The organism is Streptomyces sp. SID13726 (assembly GCF_010548375.1).
In the GTDB taxonomy this organism is placed as follows: domain Bacteria; phylum Actinomycetota; class Actinomycetes; order Streptomycetales; family Streptomycetaceae; genus Streptomyces.
The window spans coordinates 571679-590850 of the sequence record NZ_JAAGLY010000002.1; the positions used below are offsets into that span (position 1 = coordinate 571679).

The 19172-nt window shown below is 71.2% G+C and carries 15 protein-coding genes and 1 pseudogene; 9 read left to right on the top strand and 7 right to left on the bottom strand.

The annotated features are described in order from the left end of the window. Positions 1 to 82 precede the first annotated feature (82 nt). From G3I78_RS06555 to G3I78_RS06570, 4 genes are all read left to right on the top strand, one after another. Positions 83 to 1459, top strand: coding sequence for an MFS transporter (locus G3I78_RS06555; RefSeq protein ID WP_164421827.1), 1377 nt, complete (start codon positions 83 to 85; stop codon positions 1457 to 1459). A gap of 120 nt (positions 1460 to 1579) precedes the next feature. Continuing rightward, entirely contained in the window at positions 1580 to 2959 is a 1380-nt protein-coding gene (locus G3I78_RS06560) for an NAD(P)/FAD-dependent oxidoreductase (protein WP_164421828.1), read from the top strand. Positions 2960 to 3004: 45 nt separating this feature from the next. Further along, complete coding sequence (gene dapA, locus G3I78_RS06565) at positions 3005 to 3907, top strand: 4-hydroxy-tetrahydrodipicolinate synthase (RefSeq protein ID WP_164421829.1); 903 nt, start codon at positions 3005 to 3007, stop codon at positions 3905 to 3907. Positions 3908 to 3909: 2 nt separating this feature from the next. Further along, positions 3910 to 5409, top strand: coding sequence for an aminobutyraldehyde dehydrogenase (locus G3I78_RS06570; RefSeq protein WP_203614428.1), 1500 nt, complete (start codon positions 3910 to 3912; stop codon positions 5407 to 5409). 43 nt (positions 5410 to 5452) lie between these two features. Here G3I78_RS06570 and G3I78_RS06575 read toward each other — a convergent pair whose 3' ends face one another. Next, positions 5453 to 6316 carry a helix-turn-helix transcriptional regulator gene (locus G3I78_RS06575; protein ID WP_164421830.1) on the bottom strand — a complete coding sequence of 288 codons (864 nt, stop codon included), beginning with the start codon at positions 6314 to 6316 and terminating at the stop codon, positions 5453 to 5455. A 191-nt stretch (positions 6317 to 6507) separates the two neighbouring features. On the opposite strand from G3I78_RS06575, the gene G3I78_RS06580 reads away from it, so the two are divergent. Next, positions 6508 to 7479 carry an NAD-dependent epimerase/dehydratase family protein gene (locus G3I78_RS06580; RefSeq protein WP_164421831.1) on the top strand — a complete coding sequence of 324 codons (972 nt, stop codon included), beginning with the start codon at positions 6508 to 6510 and terminating at the stop codon, positions 7477 to 7479. Positions 7480 to 7872: 393 nt separating this feature from the next. On the opposite strand, the pseudogene G3I78_RS06585 reads toward G3I78_RS06580, so the two are convergent. The 6 genes and pseudogenes from G3I78_RS06585 to G3I78_RS06610 all read right to left on the bottom strand — a co-directional run. Then, positions 7873 to 9672 (bottom strand): annotated as a pseudogene (locus G3I78_RS06585) (RICIN domain-containing protein); the annotation flags it as partial. Between the two features lie 33 nt (positions 9673 to 9705). Continuing rightward, positions 9706 to 11844: a beta-galactosidase gene (locus G3I78_RS06590; protein ID WP_164421832.1), complete on the bottom strand. Its 2139-nt coding sequence runs from the start codon at positions 11842 to 11844 to the stop codon at positions 9706 to 9708. A 28-nt stretch (positions 11845 to 11872) separates the two neighbouring features. Continuing rightward, on the bottom strand, positions 11873 to 12799 hold the full coding sequence (locus tag G3I78_RS06595) for a carbohydrate ABC transporter permease (RefSeq protein WP_164421833.1): 927 nt from the start codon (positions 12797 to 12799) through the stop codon (positions 11873 to 11875). Further along, on the bottom strand, positions 12796 to 13671 hold the full coding sequence (locus G3I78_RS06600) for a sugar ABC transporter permease (protein WP_164421834.1): 876 nt from the start codon (positions 13669 to 13671) through the stop codon (positions 12796 to 12798). Before G3I78_RS06600 ends, G3I78_RS06595 begins: the two co-directional genes overlap by 4 nt. A 1-nt stretch (position 13672) precedes the next feature. After that, a complete protein-coding gene (locus tag G3I78_RS06605; protein ID WP_164421835.1) occupies positions 13673 to 15052 on the bottom strand; it encodes an extracellular solute-binding protein in 1380 nt (459 codons plus the stop codon). A gap of 262 nt (positions 15053 to 15314) precedes the next feature. Further along, on the bottom strand, positions 15315 to 16418 hold the full coding sequence (locus tag G3I78_RS06610; RefSeq protein ID WP_164421836.1) for a LacI family DNA-binding transcriptional regulator: 1104 nt from the start codon (positions 16416 to 16418) through the stop codon (positions 15315 to 15317). A 237-nt stretch (positions 16419 to 16655) separates the two neighbouring features. On the opposite strand from G3I78_RS06610, the gene G3I78_RS06615 reads away from it, so the two are divergent. The 4 genes from G3I78_RS06615 to G3I78_RS06630 all read left to right on the top strand — a co-directional run bounded on the left by G3I78_RS06615 (position 16656) and on the right by G3I78_RS06630 (position 19147). Further along, the gene (locus G3I78_RS06615; RefSeq protein ID WP_164421837.1) at positions 16656 to 17159 is read left to right on the top strand and encodes a MarR family transcriptional regulator; all 504 of its coding nucleotides are present in this window, start codon (positions 16656 to 16658) and stop codon (positions 17157 to 17159) included. Between the two features lie 115 nt (positions 17160 to 17274). Next, positions 17275 to 17877, top strand: coding sequence for a DsbA family protein (locus tag G3I78_RS06620; RefSeq protein ID WP_164421838.1), 603 nt, complete (start codon positions 17275 to 17277; stop codon positions 17875 to 17877). A gap of 32 nt (positions 17878 to 17909) precedes the next feature. Beyond that, complete coding sequence (locus tag G3I78_RS06625; protein ID WP_164421839.1) at positions 17910 to 18716, top strand: MBL fold metallo-hydrolase; 807 nt, start codon at positions 17910 to 17912, stop codon at positions 18714 to 18716. A 2-nt stretch (positions 18717 to 18718) separates the two neighbouring features. Then, complete coding sequence (locus G3I78_RS06630) at positions 18719 to 19147, top strand: nuclear transport factor 2 family protein (protein WP_203614429.1); 429 nt, start codon at positions 18719 to 18721, stop codon at positions 19145 to 19147. The last annotated feature ends 25 nt before the right edge of the window (positions 19148 to 19172 follow it).

Here is a 19172-nt window from a genome sequence, read left to right on the forward strand (position 1 = left end):
CCTGGAAACCGCACATCAAACCCCGATCTGGCCCGGCCCACTCCCGCACGGGAAGGCCCGGGAACCGCTCCCGGAGGCTGTGATGACCGAAGCCGCAGGAAACAAACTGGATGACGCGCCCCTGTCGCGCTTCCACAAGAAACTGGCGCTCTACTCCTCCGGAGGCCCGTTCCTGGACGGATACGTCCTGAGCATCATCGGTGTCGCCATGGTGCAGATCTCGCCGCAGCTCAACCTCTCCGACTCCGCCGAGGGCCTGATCGGCGCGTCCGCGCTCATCGGCATCTTCCTGGGCGCGTTCACCGGCGGCTGGCTGACCGACCGGTTCGGCCGACAACTCCTCTACACCATCGACCTGATCGCCATCATCGTCTGCTCGGTCGCGCAGTTCTGGGCCACCGACCCGGTGTGGCTGTTCGTCCTGCGGCTGCTGATCGGCATGGCGGTCGGCGCGGACTATCCCATCGCCACCTCGCTGCTGGCCGAGTTCACCCCGCGCCGCTACCGGGGCCCGCTCCTGGGCGGTCTGGTCGTCATGTGGTTCGTCGGCGCCGCGGTGGCGTACATCGTCGGCGAGATCCTGCTCCAGACCGGCGACGACGCCTGGCGCTGGATGCTCGCCAGCGCCACGCTGCCCGCCGTGGTCATCGTGCTGCTACGGCACGGCACCCCCGAGTCCCCGCGCTGGCTGGCCAACAAGGGCCGCACCGAGGAGGCGAACGCCGTCCTCAAGCAGGTCTACGGCCCCGGAGTGACGATCGCCGACATGCCGGACGAGGCGGAGGAGCGCGAGAACGTCGACATCAAGGCGATCCTGCGTTCCGGCTACGGCGGCCGGATGCTCTACATCACCGTCTTCTGGACCTGTTCCATCGTCCCGCTCTTCGCCATCTACGCCTTCGGGCCGAAGATCCTGGACGCGCTGAAGCTGGAGGGCGGGCTCGCCAACATCGGCGAGGCGATGATCACCGTCATGTTCCTGATCGGCTGTGTGATCGCGCTGCTCGGCGTGAACCGCATGGGCCGACGCCCGCTGGTCATCCACAGCTTCCTCTGGTCGGGTCTGGCCCTGCTGCTGCTCGGCGTCTTCCCCGACGCGCCCTCGGGCGTGATCATGACCCTGTTCGCCCTGTACGCGGTCATCATCGGCGGCACCCAGATCCTCCAGTGGATCTACCCGAACGAGCTGTTCCCGACCGAGGTGCGCGGCTCCGCCGTCGGTCTCGCCTCCTCGGCCAGCCGGATCGGCGCGGCCGTCGGTACCTATCTCGTCCCCATGGCCCTGACCGGCTGGGGCGTCGGCGGCACCATGCTCGCGGCCGCCGCCATCAGCCTGCTCGGCGCCGTCGTCTCGGTCTTCTGGGCCCCCGAGACCCGGGGCATGGCCCTGCACGAGGCCGCCGCGCTGACTCCCCGGCCGGTGCGGCCGGAGCCGACCGGCCGCCCCGCGAGCGTCTGACCGCCCGGCCGGGCCCCCGCTGCCGGGGGCCCGGGCCGTCACATCCACCGCGCTGTCCGGGGACCGACTGCCGCTCGCAGCGGCCGAGTTCCCCGCCCGTGAACCCGCAGGAGGGCACCGATGAAAGACGTAGTGATCGTGGGAGGCGGTATCGCGGGACTGTCCGCCGCCTGGCGACTGCGGCACTGGGACACACTCCTGCTGGAGTCGCGGGCCCGGGTCGGCGGCCGTATCCGCTCCGAGCGCAGGGGACCGTACTGGCTCAACTGGGGCGGACACGTCTACGCCGGCGGGAACTCGGCCACCTCCTGGCTGCTGAACAGCACCGGTGTCGACGCGGTCCCGGTGCCCGGCTCGCTGGCGGGGCTGTCGATGAACGGCAGGCTGCTGCTGAAGGGCCGGGTGGAGAGCTACCCGTTCCGCATCCCGATGCCGATGTCGGCGCGGGTCGGCATGGTCAGGGCGGGCGCCAAGGTCGCCGTGCAGGTGGCGCGCTACGCCCGGATCGTGCAGCGGCGCAAGGGCGAGACCGAGGCCCAACGGCAGCAGCGGATCTACGACTTCATGAACGACCGCTCCTTCAAGGACTTCATCGGCGATCTGCCCGAGGACGCCGAGGCCCTGTTCAAGCCGACGGTGACCCGGTCCGCCGCCGATATCGACCAGCTCTCGGCGGGCGCCGGGGTCGGCTACTTCAGCCTGGTCTGGAACATCGGCGGCGGTCTCTCGCAGAGCATCCTCGGCGGCCCCTCCACCCTCACCGAGTCGATCGCCGCCGCCCTGTCGGACCGGGTGCGGCTCGGGGCGGACGTCGACGAGATCGTCCAGAAGAACGGCTCGGTCGTCGTCCGCTACCGGCAGGACGGCGTCGAGAAGGAGGTCGACGCGCGCTGCGTGGTCCTGGCCACGCCCGCGACCGTCAGCCACCGCATCGCCGTCGACCTCGACCGTGACGTCCGCGAGGCGCTGTCGAAGGTCGTCTACGGCCCCTATGTGAGCGCCGCGTTCCTCAGCGACGAGACCGGGCGCCAGGTCTGGGACGGCGCCTACGCCATCGCCACGCCGAAGCGGTCCTTCAACGTGGCCCTCAACATGTCGAACGTCGTGCACGGTTACGAGCGTGAGCGCCGGCCCGGCAGCAGCATCATGACGTTCTCGCCGGGCAGCCTGGCGCGTGAGCTGCTGGAGCACGACGACGACAAGATCCGCCGGATCTACCTGGACGACCTGGACCAGGTGCTGCCCGGCTTCGCCGACCACGTCGTGGAGGCGGAGGTGCAGCGCTGGCCCACGGGTGCCCCGTACTGCTTCCCCGGCCGCGGCCGGCTCCAGCAGACCCTGACCCGGCGCAGCGGTCGCGTCCTGCTGGCCGGTGACTACCTCGGCACCCTCTACACCGAGACCGCGATCCAGACCGGACTGTCCGCCGCGCAGGAGGCCCGGAGCCTGCTCGCCACCGAACGGCAGTCCGCGCACCGCCACTTGACCCCGGCGGACTAGCACCTCCCCCGCCCCTTACTCGGATCGACCTGAGGAGATTCCAGAATGTCGTCACAGCTGAGCGGTGTCCTGACCGCCCTCGCCACCCCGTTCGCGCCGGACGGGGAGATCGACGAGAAGACACTGCGCCGCCTGGTCGACCGCAGTGTCGACGGCGGGGTCGACGGTGTCGTCGCCTGCGGTTCCACCGGTGAGTTCGCCGCGCTGACCGGGGCCGAGCGCCGTCATCTGGTCGAGACGGTCGTCGACCAGACGGCCGGACGCGTCCCGGTGGTCGCCCAGACCGGAGCGCTGAGCACGAGGGAGGCGGTCGAGCTGTCCCGGCACGCCGAGGCCGCCGGGGCGTCGGTGCTGATGGTGGTGGCCCCGTACTACGAGCCGCTGACACTCGACGAGACGCTGCGCTATCTGCGGACGGTCGCCGACGCGGTGGAGCTCCCGATCATGCTCTACAACCTGCCCGGGGCCACCGGCGTCAACCTCGCCCCGGACACCGTGGGGCAGTTGGCCCGCGAGGTCGAGAACATCCGCTACATCAAGGACACCAGCGCCGACATGGCCCAGGCCGGGCAGCTGATCCACCGGCACGGCGACGTCATCTCGACCTTCGTCGGCTGGGACAGTCTGCTGCTGACCTCGATCGCCGAGGGCGCCGCCGGTGTCATGGCGGGCACCGCGAACGTGCTGCCGGCCGAACTCGTCTCGGTCCACCGGGCGTTGGTGTCCGGCGAACTGGACCGGGCCCGGGCCGAGTGGTCCCGGATCCATCCGCTGATGGACGCGATCATGTCGGCGCCGTTCATCCAGGCGGTCAAGTCCGCCCTGGACGCGGCCGGACTCCCCGTCGGTGACCCGCGCGAGCCGCTGGTGGCCCTCGACTCCGACACGGCCGAGCGGATCGCCGCTCTCGTCCGGGCCCTTCCGCGGTCGACCGAGGGGAACCGCTGACCATGACCACCACGCACACCACGGTCCGCCGCGCGCCGGACGCCCCCGCGCTGATCACCGACGGCGACCTGCCTCCGCTCCGGCACTTCGTGGACGGCAAGTTCCTCGACGGCTCCACCGACGCGCTCATCGACGTGGTCGACCCGAGCACCGAGAACGTCGTCGCCCGGGTCCCTGAAGGAACCGCCGAGGACATCGACCTGGCGGTCGCCGCCGCCGTACGGGCCAAGGCCGGGTGGGCGCGGCTCGTCCCCAAGGCCCGTTCCGAGGTGCTGCACGCCGTCGCCGACCGGGTCGCCGAGCACGCCGAACCGCTGGCCCGGCTGGAGTCGGCCAACACCGGCAAGCCGCTCGCGGTCTCGCGGGACGACGTCGGCATGACCGTCGACACCTTCCGGTTCATGGCGGGCGCGGTGCGCGCGACGACGTCGATGGCGGCCGGGGACTACGCCGAGGACCATCTCTCCGTCATCCTGCGGGAGCCGCTCGGCGTGATCGGGGTGATCACCCCGTGGAACTACCCGCTGCTGATGGCGGCCTGGAAGATCGCGCCCGTGCTGGCCGCCGGCAACACCCTGGTCCTCAAGCCGTCCGAGCAGACCCCGCTGACCACCCTGAAGTTCGCGGAACTCGTCGCCGACCTCCTGCCCCCGGGAGTGCTCAACATCGTGAACGGGTACGGCGGCACCGCCGGAGCCCGGCTCGCCGAGCACCCGGACGTGAACATGATCGCCCTGACCGGATCGGTGCACGGCGGCCGTGCCGTCGCCCGGGCCGCCGCGGAAAGCCTGAAGCGGGTGCACCTCGAACTCGGCGGCAAGGCACCGGTGTTGGTGTTCGAGGACGCCGATCTCACGGCCGCCGCGTCCGCCCTGCGGGTGGCGGGCTTCTGGAACTCGGGGCAGGAGTGCGGGGCCGCGTGCCGGGTCCTCGTCCACGAGTCGGTGGCCGAGCGGTTCGTCGAGCAACTGGTGGGCGAGGTAAGCGACTTGGTCGTCGGTGAGCCGGGTGCCGGGGAGGACGTCGAGGTCGGGCCCATGGTGTCGAAGGCCCACTTCGACCGGGTCACCGGCTACTTGGAGCGGGCCGCGAAGGACGGCGTGCGCGTGGCGACGGGCGGCGGCCCTCTCGACGGCCCGGGCTACTTCGTGGCTCCGACCGTCCTGGTCGACGTCCCCGAGGGTGCCGAGGTCGCCCGCGAGGAGGTCTTCGGGCCCGTGGTCACGGTCGAGACCTTCGCCGACGAGGAGGAGGCGGTACGCCGGGCCAACGACGTCCCGCTCGGCCTCTCGGCGTCGGTGTGGACGGAGAACGCCCGCCGCAGCCACGCCATCGCCGCGCGCCTCGACTTCGGGACCGTGTGGGTCAACTCCCATCTGGTGCTGGCCGGTGAGGTCCCGTGGGGCGGCTTCAAGGGCTCGGGCTACGGCCGGGACCTGTCGATCTACGCCCTGGACGACTACTCGCGCACCAAGCACGTGATGCACAACCACGGCCGCTGAGACAGGGTCGGCCGCGCCGGGTGCTGTGCCGTACGCCGGTGTACTAGCGGCGCTTCGCCGCCAGATCGGCGAGGAGCCTGAGCCGGTCCTCGTCGGGGGTGCCGGGTTCGGCGGTGTAGATGGTCAGGGAGTGCGCCTCGTGGGAGGAGACCGGCAGGTCGAGGGGCTGGTAGGTGAGGGTCAGGAGGCCGGCGTCGGGGTGGTGGAAGCTCTTGACGCCGCCGTGGTGGACACGGACCTCGTGGGCGTCCCAGCGGGTGCGGAACTCCGCGCTCCGCGTGGCCAGTTCGCCGACGAGTGCGCGCAGTGCCGTGTCGTCCGGGTATCTCCCGGACTCGGCGCGCAGCAGGGACACGGTGAGCGAGGCGGAGACGCCCCAGTCGTCGAGGAAGTCGTGCGCGCCGGGGTCGAGGAAGAAGTACCGGGCGATGTTGGGGCCGCCGTACTCGGCGGTGGTGGCGCTGTCGTACAGCGGGGCGTAGAGGGTGTGGCCCAGCGCGTTGACGGCCACGATGTCGAGGCGGCCGTTGCTGACGAACGCCGCCGAGAGGGTCATGGAGTCCAGCAGCCACTGGACGCGGAGCGGCAGGCCGACGGCCTCACGGGGGCGCCGGGGCGCGGCGCCGGGCCGGGCGGCCTCGGCCAGGTCGAACAGGTAGATGCGCTCGTCCTCGCTCAGCCGCAGCGCGCGGGCGACCGCGTCCAGGACGTCCTCGGACACCCCGCCGATGTGCCCCCGCTCCAGCCGCCGGTACCACTCGATGCTGACCCCCGCGAGCACCGCGACCTCCTCCCGGCGCAGCCCCGGCACCCGACGCCTGCCACTGGTGGGCAGCCCGACCTGCTCCGGCGTGAGCTGGGCCCGTCTGCGGGTGAGGAAGTCCTGGATGTCGGAGCGGTGGTCCATGACCCCACGCTACGGCCCGCTCGGCCACGCTGCGTGAGGGGTACCGCCGCTGCCCCCACCGGCGCACCCTCCCGCCCGTCCGGCAGGGCCGCTTTCATGGAGCGGGCCCCGGCTAGGCTCGTCGGGTGGGCTCGGCGACGGGGGCCGTAGTCGCGTTCCGTGTGATCAGGGCAAGCAGCAGAGGAAGCCGTATGAGAATCGTCGTCATCGGGGGAAGCGGGCACATCGGCACCTTCCTCGTCCCGCGGCTCGTGCGCGCGGGCCACGAGGTGGTCAACATCAGCCGCGGCAGCCGTACCGCGTACACCGAGTCGCCCGAGTGGCGGCAGGTGCGGCAGGTCGTGGCGGACCGTGAGCGGGAGGACGCCGAGGGCGTCTTCGGGGACACGGTGGCGGACCTGCGCCCGGACGTCGTCGTGGACCTGGTGTGCTTCACCCTCGAGTCCGCGACGGCCCTGGTGGAGCGGCTGCGTGGGGAGGTCGGGCATCTGCTGCACTGCGGGACCCTGTGGCGCTACGGCCCGAGCCACAAGCTGCCCATCGCGGAAGGGGAGGGCACCGAGCCCTTCGGCGAGTACGGCATCCAGAAGGACCGCATCGCGCGGATGCTGAAGGACGAGACCGCGGGCGGCGGCCTGGTGACGACGTCGCTGCATCCCGGGCACATCGTCGGCGAGGGATGGGACCCGATCGGCCCGCTCGGCAACAACGACCCCGCCGTCTGGCGCACCCTGTCGGCGGGGCGGCCGTTGCGGATCCCCGGCCTCGGTGTCGAGCTGATGCACCACGTGCACGCCGACGACGTGGCGCAGGGCTTCGAGAGGGCGATCGAGCACCGTGAAGCGGCGGCGGGTGAGGACTTCCACGTCGTCGCCCCGACCGCGCTGAACGTCCGGGGGTTCGCCCATGAGGCGGCGGGCTGGTTCGGGCGGACGGCCACGCTGGAGAGCGTGACGTGGGAGGAGTTCCGCGCGGACACGAGCGAGGAGCACGCCCGGGTGAGCTGGGAGCACCTGTACCGCAGCCACTGCCTCACCATCGAGAAGGCCAGGTCGCTCATCGGCTACGAGCCCGGCTACCAGCCCGAGGCGGCGGTACTGGAGTCGCTGCGGTGGCTCATCGAGCACGGCAAGGTCGAGGTGGAGAGCCCGCTGGTCGTGTGACGGGTCCGGAGGGGCGGGACCGATCCCCGAGAGGGTCGGCTCCCGCCCCTCCGGCCGGCGTCCGGGCTACCGGCGCCGGATCGCGACCTCGTCCCACATCAGCGGCGTACCGTCGAAGACCACGGCGATCCGGTACGTCCGGCCGGCCGCGACCGTCCCCGGCAGGGTCAGCGTGCCCTTCTGCTTCCCGTCGAAGGACACCGCGCCGAGGTCGGTGACCTTCCCGTCGGCGGCGAACGCGTAGGCGCGGCCCGTCGTGCCGGCGTGCAGGGGAGCGCCCCCGGGTCCGGAGGCCGCCGCGTGCAGCCGCACGGTCGCCCGGTGTCCCACGGAACCGGCGATCAGCCCCTTCGACCGGGTGTCCGTGGTCAACGCGGCCGCGGCGGGCGCCTGTTGGACCAGCTGCCAGTCCTGCGAGCCGTCGGCGGTGGCGTTCTGAAGGGTCAGCGCGGCACCGCGGGACGCGCCGGTCAGGTACACACCGGTGTTCTTGACCGACTGGAACCGGTAGTAGCCGTCGGCGGTCCTGATCAGGTTCCAGCTGCCGGTGGCGCTGTTGTCGACCCACTGTCCGATCCGCTGTCCGACCGTGGCGTTGCCCGTCCAGATGGCCGCCGCCCGGCCGCCGGACTTGTTGAGCAGCGTCGTCCCGCCGTTGGGCTCGGTCACCAGGTGCCAGTACTGGGTGTCCTTGTTCGCGGCGGCGCCGGAGTCCTCCAGGACGACGTCGGGCACGTCGCCGTTGCCGATGTTCGCGTCGTTGCTCTTGTTCCCGGTGCCGATGACCTGGCCGGTCCTGCGGTTCACCAACTGGTGGTAGGCGCCCTGGGAGCGGCCGAGGTCGACCTCGGAGTAGGCGATGGTCGACGTGCCCTGGTTGTTGAGGATCGAGACGCGGCCGGTGCCGGCGACGTACTGGAGGGGGCGGCTGTAGGCGCCCGGGGCGGTCGTCTGGTACTCCTTCCACACCCCGTCGCTGCGTCCGCTCTCGTTGACCCACACGTTGCCGCTCGAAGCGGCGTTGTAGACCAGGCGCCCGTCGGGGAGCCGGATGACGACCGGGCTGCCGCCCGTCGCGAGGGGACGGGAGCCCGCGTCGACCGGCAGTGAGGTGACGGGGTTGCCGGTGGAGCCGGCGTAGAACTTCGTGGGGTCGTCGGCGACGGCGTAGCGGACGTTGGCCCCGCCGCCCCAGTACTCGTAGGTCAGCAGCCACTTGCCGTCCGTCGTCGGGACGACGTTGGTCATCCCGGGCCGGCCGCCGCCGATCTCCTTCTTGCCGCCTCCCATGTCCTGGGTCAGCCCCGCGATGTCGACCACGGGCCCGCTCCACCGGGCACCGCGGCCGTCCCACGTCCGGTGGACCAGGATCTGGCCGTGCGAGTCCGTGGCCGTGCCGTTCGCCGGGTCGAGGGTCGGGACGCCGGTCGCGGGGTCGAAGCCGGTGTAGTCGTTCTCGTCGGAGTAGTAGCAGACGAGCCGGCCGTTGTGGACCATCAGGTACGGCTCCCAGAGGGGGTCGACCTGCCGGCGGGTGTTGGCGGCGGCGATGTTCTGGCCGACCGCGCCCGCGCTGCCGCCCTGCCAGCCGCCGGTGGCGACGACGTTCAGGACCTTCCAGGTCACGCCCTGGTCGGTGCTGGAGTAGAGGGCGATCGCCAGGTCCTTGCGGTCGCCGTCGTTGGACGGCGTCCAGTTCGGATCGGCCGCCTTGTGCTCCTTGTAGTAGTAGTCGTCACCCGACACGACGCTCGCGAGCAGCAGCGTGCCCGACTTCAGGTTTCCGACGTCCTGCGGGAGCGTGTAGAGGTAAGGGTTGGTCCAATTGCTGGTGTACTTCGCGTACTTCGGGTCCTTGGAGAGGTACGCCGGGGCCTTGACCTGGGACAGCGGCTGCCAGGACGTGCCGTAGTCGTCGCTCTTGTAGACCGGCAGCGTCTCCCGGTCGGCGCTCCCGGTCTCCGGTACGACGGTCGCCTTCTCGAAGGACGCGACCAGCCGTCCGCTCGGCAGCTGTGCGGTCTTCGGGTAGATCGCGCAGTTGCCGCGCCCCTTCAGACACGGCTCGTTGCCGAGCTGGTAGAGGATTCCGCCCGTCGGGTCGTAGGCCTGCGCGCTGCCCAGGGGGATCGCCAGCATCGCGGATGCCGCGGCGAAGGTTCCCAGCGCCTTTCCCAGCCGTCTTCTCTGCATTGCCTCTCCTTTGAGGATGACCACGGTCGATGCTCAGTTCTGTGCGACCGGCGCGGTGACGAACACCCGCACGTCCCAGGCGCCGAGGGCGAGTTCGGCCCCGGTGGGGAGCGTGCTGTCGTCGAGTACGTCGGTCAGGTGCGCGGGGGCGGTGACGTGGACCGGCTCCCAGCTCCAGTTGTGGACGACGTGCACGCGGCGCCCGTCGGCGGCGGTGCCGGTCGTCACGGTCACGGACCGCGGCAGGTCGCCCCAGCCGTGCCGGGCGGTGGGGGCCAGCCACTCGGCGAGCGCCCGTCCGAGGGAGCGCCCCGGGACCGTGCCCACGTGGGTGACCCGGCCCGCGCCGTGCCCGCGGGTGGTGATCGCGGGCCAGCGGCCGAAGTGCGGGTGGTCGTAGCCGGCGAGCACCTCGGCGTCGGCGACGGTCAGTGCATCGGCCCAGTGGGTCGCCGTCGCGTCCTGCGGCAGCCGCAGCGGACTCCCGGCCACGGGGCGGACCGGGACGGCCCGGCCGAGATTGCTGAATTCGTCGTACGACACCCCGGCCGCGTCGGTGAGGCGTCCCGGTGCCTTCTCGTGCCGGGCCCGGGCCTCGTGGTCGGCGTATCCGGTGCGCGGGCCGAGGACGAGGTGGCCGCCCGCGTGGGCGTAGGCGGCGAGCCAGTCGAGGGTGGCGTCGTCGACGACGTACAGGGCCGGGACCACCAGGACCGGGTGACGCCGGACGGCCTCGGAGGGTGTCGTGGCCGTCGGGAGCTGCCTCGCGTGGACGATGCGCACCTGGCGGCCGGCGTCGAAGGCGCCGCGGTAGAAGGGGTCGAGGATGCGGTGGTAGGAGGCCGGGTCGGGGTCGCCGGAGGCGGTGGCGAGCGGAGGGTGCTTCTGCATGAGCCACTTGCTGGGCGTGGAGTACACCAGGGTGAGGTCAGCGTCGGGTTCGAGACCGGCGACGAGCGCTCCCGCCTTGTCGAACTCGGCGCCCAGCCGGGCGAGTTCGGCGTAGGTGCGGCCGGGTAGGCCGCTGTGCGGGAGGACTCCGCCCCAGTAGGTCTCGGTGCCGAAGCGCAGGGTCTGCCACTGCCAGTACTCGATCATCCGCGCGCCGCGCGCCACATGGGCCCACGCAGCCTGGCGCCACTGGCCGTCGTAGCCGGGCCGGTTGTCCCAGGCGAAGCCGATGGAGTTGGCGTTGGTCTCGGTGACGAGGAAGGGTTCCTGGCGGGAGGAGAACATCCAGTCGGCGGTCTGGTACATCGACCAGACGCCGGTGGTCTTCCAGACCTGTTCGTGCTCGTCGGGCGTGGGGTCGGGCAGCAGGAGGCCGTCCTGCATGTCGTAGTACGGGTTGCCGGAGGCGATGTCGAGCCGTGCGGACAGCTCGTCGTCCGCGACTCCCTGACGGGTGTAGGAGATGCAGGTGGTGACGAACTGCCCGTCCAGCGCGTACTCCCGGACGATGTCCGCCTGCCAGCCGATGAACTCGGTGACCTGGCGGGCCTGGAACTCCCGCCAGGCGACGTCGTACTGGGGCTGGACGTTGCCGTCCGGGGTCCACAGGTCGGCCCAGTCGGACAGCCGGTGGGACCAATAGACCAGCCCCCATTCGCGGTTGAGGGTCTCGACGTCGCCGTACCTGTCGCGCAGGTGGTCGACGAAGCGCTGGAAGACGCCGTGGTTGTGGAAGAGGTGCAGGCCGGGTTCGTTGTCGACCTGCCAGCCGATGACGGCCGGGTGGTCGGCGTAGCGGGCGACGATCCGACGGATGACCCTTTCCGCGTGGTGGCGGAAGCCGGGGTGGGTGAAGTCGACCTCCTGGCGGCCGCCCCAGCCGATGCGCTCACCGGTGCGCGACTCCCCCGTGAGCTCGGGGTACTGGCGGGCCAGCCAAGGGGGTACGGCGTAGGTCGGGGTGCCGAGGATGACGGAGATGCCGCGCTCGTGGGCGCCGTCGAGGACCGGCTGGAGCCAGTCGAGGTCGAAGCGGCCGTTCTCCGGCTCCCAGGTCGACCAGACGGACTCGCCCACGCGGATCACGGTGAAGCGGGCGTCGGCCATCAGGTCGAGGTCGGTCTTCAGCCGTTCGTCGGGGCGCAGTTCGGGGTCGTAGGCGGGCGTGTACTCGTGGTAGTACGCGGCACCGAACAGAACGCGGGCGGGCAGGACCGCCATGGATGAACCTCCAGGAGAGCAAGGGGAGTCACTGCTTGACGCCGCCGGTCGCGAGGCCGCTCTGCCAGTAGCGCTGGAGCAGCAGGAAGGCGACGACGAGCGGTACGACGGAGATCAGGGACCCGGTGACGACCAGCGGGAGCATGTCGCCGCTGGCGCCGGCTCCGCCGTTCTGTGCCTGGGCCGCCCAGGACGACAGGCCGACGGTCACGGGGTAGAGCTTCGGGTCGTTGAGCATGATCAACGGCAGGAAGTAGTTGTTCCAGGTCGCCACGAGCGTGAAGAGCAGGACGGTCACGAAGCCGGGGGCCAGCAGTCTGAGGGCGATCCGGAAGAAGATCCGGGCCTCCCCCGCGCCGTCGATGCGGGCCGCCTCCAGGAGGCTGTCCGGGACGGCGTCGGCCGCGTAGACGCGCATGAGGTAGAGGCCGAAGGGGTTGACCAGGGACGGCAGGATGACCGCCCAGGGGGTGTTGACCAGGCCGACCTCGGCGAACAGCAGATAGGTCGGGATGGCGAGGGCGGTGGCCGGGACCATGACGGCGCCGAGGACCAGGTTGAAGGCGGCCCGGTCGCCGCGGAAGCGGAACTTGGCGAAGCCGTATCCCCCGGCGGCCGCCAGCAGCGCGGCACCGACCGCGCTGACGACGGCGTACCCGGTGGTGTTGAGCAGCCAGTGCACGAAGACGCCGTCGTCCTGGGTGAAGGTCGCCCGGATGTTCGCGAACAGGCGCGGGGTGTGCGAGAACCACAGGCCGAAACTGTTGAACAGGTCCTGGGTGTTCTTGGTCGAGGCGATCAGCAGCCAGCACAGCGGGAGCAGGAAGTAGCCCAGGGCGGCGAGCATGGCGATCGTGAGCGGGGTGCTGCGGCGGCGCCCTGCGCGGGGCTGCCGTACGGGTGCGGTCCGGGTCTTCGCGGTGGTCGGCCGCGGCTGCCGCAAGGTGGTCGTCATGCGGTCCTCCTGCGGTTCGCGGTCAGGAGTACGGCGTAGGAGGCGACGACGATGACGAGGCCCAGGAGGAAGGAGACCGTGGCCGCGTAGTTGAGCTGGTTGCCGGTGAACGCGAGGGTGTAGGCGTAGAGGTTGGCGGTGTAGGAGCTGCTGACGACGTCCGGGGCGATGCTCATCAGGAGCTTGGGTTCGTTGAAGAGCTGGAAGCTGCCGATCACGGAGAACAGCAGGGTGAGCAGCAACGCCGGGCGCAGCGCGGGGAGTTTGATCGACCAGGCGATCCGCCAGGCGCCCGCCCCGTCCATGGCCGCCGCCTCGTACAGGTCGTGCGGGACGGTGCGCAGGGCCGCGTACAGGATGATCATGTTGTAGCCGACGAACTCCCAGGTGACGATGTTCGCCAGGCTGCCGAGCATCCAGCCCTCGCTGAGGAAGTGCGGGGCGGGCAGGTCCAGTTTCCGGCTGAGCTGGGCGAACGGACCGAAGTCGGGGCCGTACAGGTAGCCCCACATCAGCGCGGCGACCACGCTCGGGACGGCGTACGGCACGAAGATGCCGAGCCGGATCACCCGGGCCAGCCGCAGCAGGCCACTGTCGAGGGCGAGGGCGAACGCCAGGGCCAGCAGGAGCATCAGCGGGACCTGGATCAGGAAGAACAGGGCCACGCGCCCGACGCCGTGCAGGAATTGGGGGTCGGTGAGGGCGGTGACGTAGTTGTCGAGGCCGACGAAGACGGTGCCGCCGACGAGGCGTTGCTGGAAGAGGCTGAGGTAGGCGGCGTAGCCGAGCGGGGTGAGGAAGAGCAGGAGGAAGAGGATCAGGAAGGGGGCCACGAAGAGTGGTCCGGCCCTGCGGGAGCGGGCGACGGCCATGTCAGGACTCCTTGACGGTGAAGCCCTGCTTCTTCGCGTACGCCGTCAGGCGGGACTGCCAGGCGCCGAGCGCGGCGACGGTGTCGGACCTGTCGGCGAGGGACTTGCCGACGGTCTCGGTCCAGTCGGTGGCGGCCTGGTCGAGGAACGGCGGCCACTGGAAGGCGGTGGAGACCGTGTCGCTGATGTCGGCGAAGACCTGGTTGACCTTCTGGCCGCCGTAGAAGGCGGGTGCCTCGCCGGTGAAACCGGGGGCCGCGAGCAGGGACTTGGTCGCCGGGAAGAAGAACTGCTCGGTGGCGAACATCTTGGCGCTCGCGGGGTCGCTGTTGAGGAACTGGGCGAACCGGGCCGCCGCGACCGGGTTCTTGGTGGAGCGCAGGGCCGCGGTCGTGGAGCCGCCCCAGTTGCCGGAGGCCGGCTTGGCGGCGTCCCACTGCGGCAGCGGGGCCGCGCGCCAGTTGCCCGCGGTGGCCTTGGCCGAGCCGGAGAGGAAGGCCGGGCCCCAGGCGGCGGTGAGCCAGGTGGCGTACTTGCCCTTGTTGAAGCCCGCGTACCAGCCGTCGGTGAAGTCGGGGTCGGTGCTGATGACGCCTTCCTTCGCGAGTCCGCCCCAGTACTCGCCGAGCTTCTTGGAGACCGCGCCGTCCACGTCGACGGACAGGTCGCTCTTGCCGGAGACGGTGTAGGGCTTGGCACCCGCCTGCCACAACAGGCCGTGCCAGGCCGCGTGTTCGTTCGCGGCGAGGTTGGTCAGATAGACGTCCGGTGCGGCCTTGTGCAGGGCGCGGGCCGCGTCGGCGAACTCGTCCCAGGTCGTGGGGACCTGGATGCCGTGCCGGTCGAAGATGTCCTTGCGGTAGAGCATTCCCATCGGTCCGGTGTCCTGGGGGATCGCCCAGACCTCGCCGTCGGGGCCGCTGACCTGGCCCCAGGTCCAGTCGACGAACTTGTCCTTCAGTGCGGAGGCGCCGTAGGGGCTCAGGTCCAGCAGGCTGTCGGTGATGGTGAAGGTGGGGATCGCCTGGTACTCGATCTGGGCGAGGTCCGGTGCCCCGCTGCCGGCCTTCAGGGCGGTGCGCAGCTTGGTGTAGTGCGCGACTCCCTGGCCGGCGTTGACGACCTTGACCTTGATCGCGGGGTACTGCCGCTCGAAGAGCGCGATCTCCTTCTGGATGTCGGGGACCCAGGTCCAGAAGGTCAGTTGGGTCGGTGTCTTCATCGCCTTGTCGATGTCGGCCTGGCTGACCGGCTTCGCGGCGGCGGACGAGTCGGAGTCGCCGCCGCACGCGGTGAGCGCGGCCCCGAGGGACAGTGCTCCGGTCGCGGCGAGGAAGCGCCGGCGGCTCATGGCGGACGTGGGTACGAAGGATCGGGGCATGGTGAACTCCCGCCGGTGGGCATGGGGACGGCACGCCTGGCGAGGGCGTGTCGTACGGGTGGGAACGAAAAGAAAGAGAAGAGGAGAGGAAGGGGTGTGCGGCGCGGAGCGCTACCGGGGCATCGGGATCGCCATGTGCGGGTGTGCGTCGCGCGGGCCCTGACCGGCACGGGTGTCACGTGCCGGGTGGCTCAAGTCAGCTGTGGAGAAGGGGCGGTGGGCATGCGGGCCCACCGCCGGACCGGGAACGGGTACCGCTGGATCAGCCGGTGGTGGGCGTTGCGCCCGCCGGGGGTGCGTGGGCCGAGCCGCGTGCCCGGGAGGCCGGTCCGCGGGTCGGCGGGGGTGCGGTCGAGGCGCGGACGACCAGTTCGACCGGCGGATCGCTCGCCGGGGCGGGCTCCGCGTCCGGTTTCTCGATGGCCTGCACGAGGAGCCGGAGCCCGTCGTGCGCCACGGCGTCGAAGGGCTGGCGGACGGTGGTCAGGGGCGGGGTGACATAGGCGGAGACGGGGATGTCGTCGAAGCCGACGACACTCACGTCGTCGGGCACGCGCAGGCCCGCCTCCGTGAGCGCGCGGACCAGTCCGATCGCCATGTCGTCGTTGGCGGCGAACACCGCGGTGACCCCGGCGGTGGCGGCGAGTTCGTGGCCCGCCGCGTAGCCGGAGGCAGCCGACCAGTCCCCCTCGATGACGGCCGGCCGCTCCCTGCCCCGGGCGGCCAGCGCGGTGCGCCAGCCTTCGAGGCGGTCACGGGCGGCGAACCACCGCTGCGGACCGGCCAGATGATGGACCGTCATATGACCGAGGCCCAGCAGGTGTTCGGTGGCCGCCCGCGCCAGCGCCTCGGCACCGACCCCGGCGGCCACGGCCCGGGGGCCGCCGAACGCCGCGGGCGCCCCGAGGACGAGGACCGGTACGTCGACGCTGAGCGAGACCGAGCCCTCGTCGATCGGTTCGGATACGACGATGCCGTCCACGCCCTGTTCGAGCAGTGACTCCACGGCACCGGCGACCCCGCCCGGGTCGCCCTCCAGGGTGTTGACCACGCGCAGCGCGTACCCCGCGTCCCTGGCGGCCCGCTCGATGCCGATGAGCAGCGAGGCGGGGCCGTAGAGGGCGGTGCCCAGCGCGACCACGCCGATGGAGCGGGTGCGCCCCGAAGCCAGGGTCCGGGCCGCGCTGTTGAGCCGGTAGCCGAGTTCCTCGGCGGCTTCGAGCACCCGGCGGCGGACCTCGGCGGACACGTACTGCTCGGAGTTGAAGACCCGTGAGACGGTCTTCTGCGAGACGCCCGCCCGACGGGCCACGTCCACACCGCGCGGGGCGGTGGAGGCACCGCTCCGTGCTTCCCCTCGCGCCATGGCGTCTCCCTGTGTCCGGCGGCCTGAATAGTAGCGAGTCATCCTTATGACTGCGCTGTCATGACTGCGCAGTCATATGTACGCAGTCGAACAGGGCGTGTCAATACTTCGCGCAACATCCCGGCCTTCTCCATCCCGACCTTCCCCGTCGGCGCCCACCCGCCGACTCCGGACCTCCGGGCCCCCTCACGCGATCAGGCGCGATAGGTTCCGCCTGGACGAACATGCGGAGGCACCGTGGGCGAGCAGGACGGGCAGCGGGAGATCACGACCGCGAAGGAGGCGGCCGACGACGAGCTGGTCCTGGCGTTCGGGCGCCTCCAGGGCGCCGCGAACCGGCTGGAGTACATCCTGGGGCGGCGCATAGAGGAGGAGTGCGGAATCAGCCACCTCATGTACGAGGTGCTGCTGATCCTGGGACGGGCGGGCGAACCGGGGCTCTCGATGCGGGCGATCGGGCAGGAGCAGGTACTGAGCACCGGCGGCGCGACCCGGCTGGTGGACCGGATGGAGGCGGCGGGCCTGGTGCGGCGCGTCACGGACCCGGGCGACCGGCGCGGACGCCTGGTGCGCCTGACACCGCTGGGCGAGGAGACCGCCGTACGCGCTTCCCGGCTGCACGTGGAGAACATCAAGCGGTTCTTCCTGGACCCCCTGCCCGCCTCCCACCGGGAGCGCTTCGCGGAGGACCTGCGGATTCTCAGTCACGCGGCCCGCGATTCCCTGCCGCTGCTGCCCTGAGAGACGCACGTCACCCGGCCGGGCCTCCCCGCGTTGAAATATCTGACGAGTCAGATAATGTTGGCCCCGGGTGAGTGCCCGCACCAGGCGGGCGCCACGTCCCCCGAGGTCTTCGATGAAGCTCGTCCACGTCTTCGATGCCTACTGCGGCTGGTCGCACGGCTTCTCGGCCACCCTGCGCGAGATCGTCGCCCGCCACCCCGGGCTGCCGGTCGAGGTCGTCTCCGGCGGTCTGTTCACCGGCGGGCGCCGCGTCCCGATCCGTGAGTTCGGCTACGTACAGGGAGCCAACGCGCAGATCGCCGAGCTGACCGGTGCCGAGTTCGGCGCGGCCTACGACCGGCTGATCGCCGACGGGTCGTTCGTCATGGACTCCGAGGCCGCCGCCCGTGGCATGGCCGCGCTGCGCCGGGCCGCTCCCGGGCGGGCGGCGGAACTGGCCACCGACCTCCAGAGCGCCTTCTACGTCGACGGCCTGAGCCTGTCCGACCCGGCGACCTACCGGAAGGTCGCCGCGGCCGCCGGGCTGGACGGCGAGGCCGTGGTCGCCGCCCTCGAAGACCCCGACGCGGCGGCCGGCGACTTCCGCCGCGCCGCCGAACTGGGCGTCACCGGCTTCCCCACCCTCCTCGCCGTCGACGGCGAGCACGTCACCGTCCTGGCCCGCGGCCACGCCACCGCCGACGAGGTCGACCGGCGGCTCGCGAGCCTCTCCTGACCTGTCCTTCTCCCCCGTCCAAGGAGCCCCCGATGAGTGCCCTCGACTTCAAGGTCCTCGACCTCGACTTCCCCGCAGGCAGCAAGAACAAGACCGCCACCCTGGTCACCGGTGAGCGCGAAGCCCTGCTGGTGGACGCCGCCTTCACCCGCGCCGACGGCCACCGCCTGGCCGCCGAGATCCTCGACTCCGGCAAGACGCTCACCACCGTCTACGTCTCCCACGGCGACCCCGACTTCTACTTCGGCGCCGAGGTGATCGCCGACGCGTTCCCGGACGCGAAGTTCGTCGCCACCCCGATCGTCATCGAGCACATCCGCCACTCCTACGAGGGCAAGCTCAAGGCATGGGAAGCGCTCGGCCCGAACCTGCCCACCCGTCTGGTCGACCTCGAACCCCTCACCGGCGACCTCACGCTGGAGGGCCACCGCTTCGAGCTCAAGGGCGGACCGGCCAGCCTGCCCGACCGGCACTACCTGTGGCAGGCCGAGTCCCGCGCCCTGCTCGGCGGTGTCCTGCTCTTCCAGCAGGAGCACGTCTGGGTCGCCGACACCCCCACCCCCGGTGACCGCGCGTCCTGGATCGACCTGCTCGACGAGATGGCCGCCCTCCGGCCCGAACTGGTCGTCCCCGGCCACCGGTTGCCCGGCACCGCCGCCGACGCCTCCGCCATCGCCGCCACCCGTGACTACCTCGTCGCCTTCGAGGAGGAGCTGGGCAAGGCGGCTGACGGCGCCGCGCTGACCGAGGCACTCGTCGAGCGCTACCCCGACAACGGCATGCTGATCGCCGCCCAGATCGGCGCGAAGGTCGCCAAGGGCGAGATGAAGTGGGGCTGACGATGACCGAAGCCGGCGATCACACGGGGTTCGCCTCCTCCCCGGCCCCCGCCGATGTCGTACGGCGTCAGTACCTGGCCTCCGCGGCCGGGGACCTGGAGGCCCTGCGCGCCACCCTCGCCCCCGACGTGGAGTGGACGGAGATGGCCGGCTTCCCGCTGGCCGGCACCTACCGCACCCCGGACGGGGTCACCTCCAACGTCATGGAGCAGCTCGGCAAGGACTGGGACGGCTGGACCGCCCACGACGACACCTATGTCGTGGACGGCGAGAACGTCGTCGTCCTGGCCCGCTACACCGCCGCCAACAAGGCCACCGGCAAACGGATCGACGTCCGCGTGGCGCACCACTTCGTCGTACGCGGCGGGCTGATCGTGCGCTTCGAGCAGTTCGTGGACACCGCGAAGGTCCGCGACGCGATGACCGCCTGAGGGCTACGGCACCTGCGGGGACGCC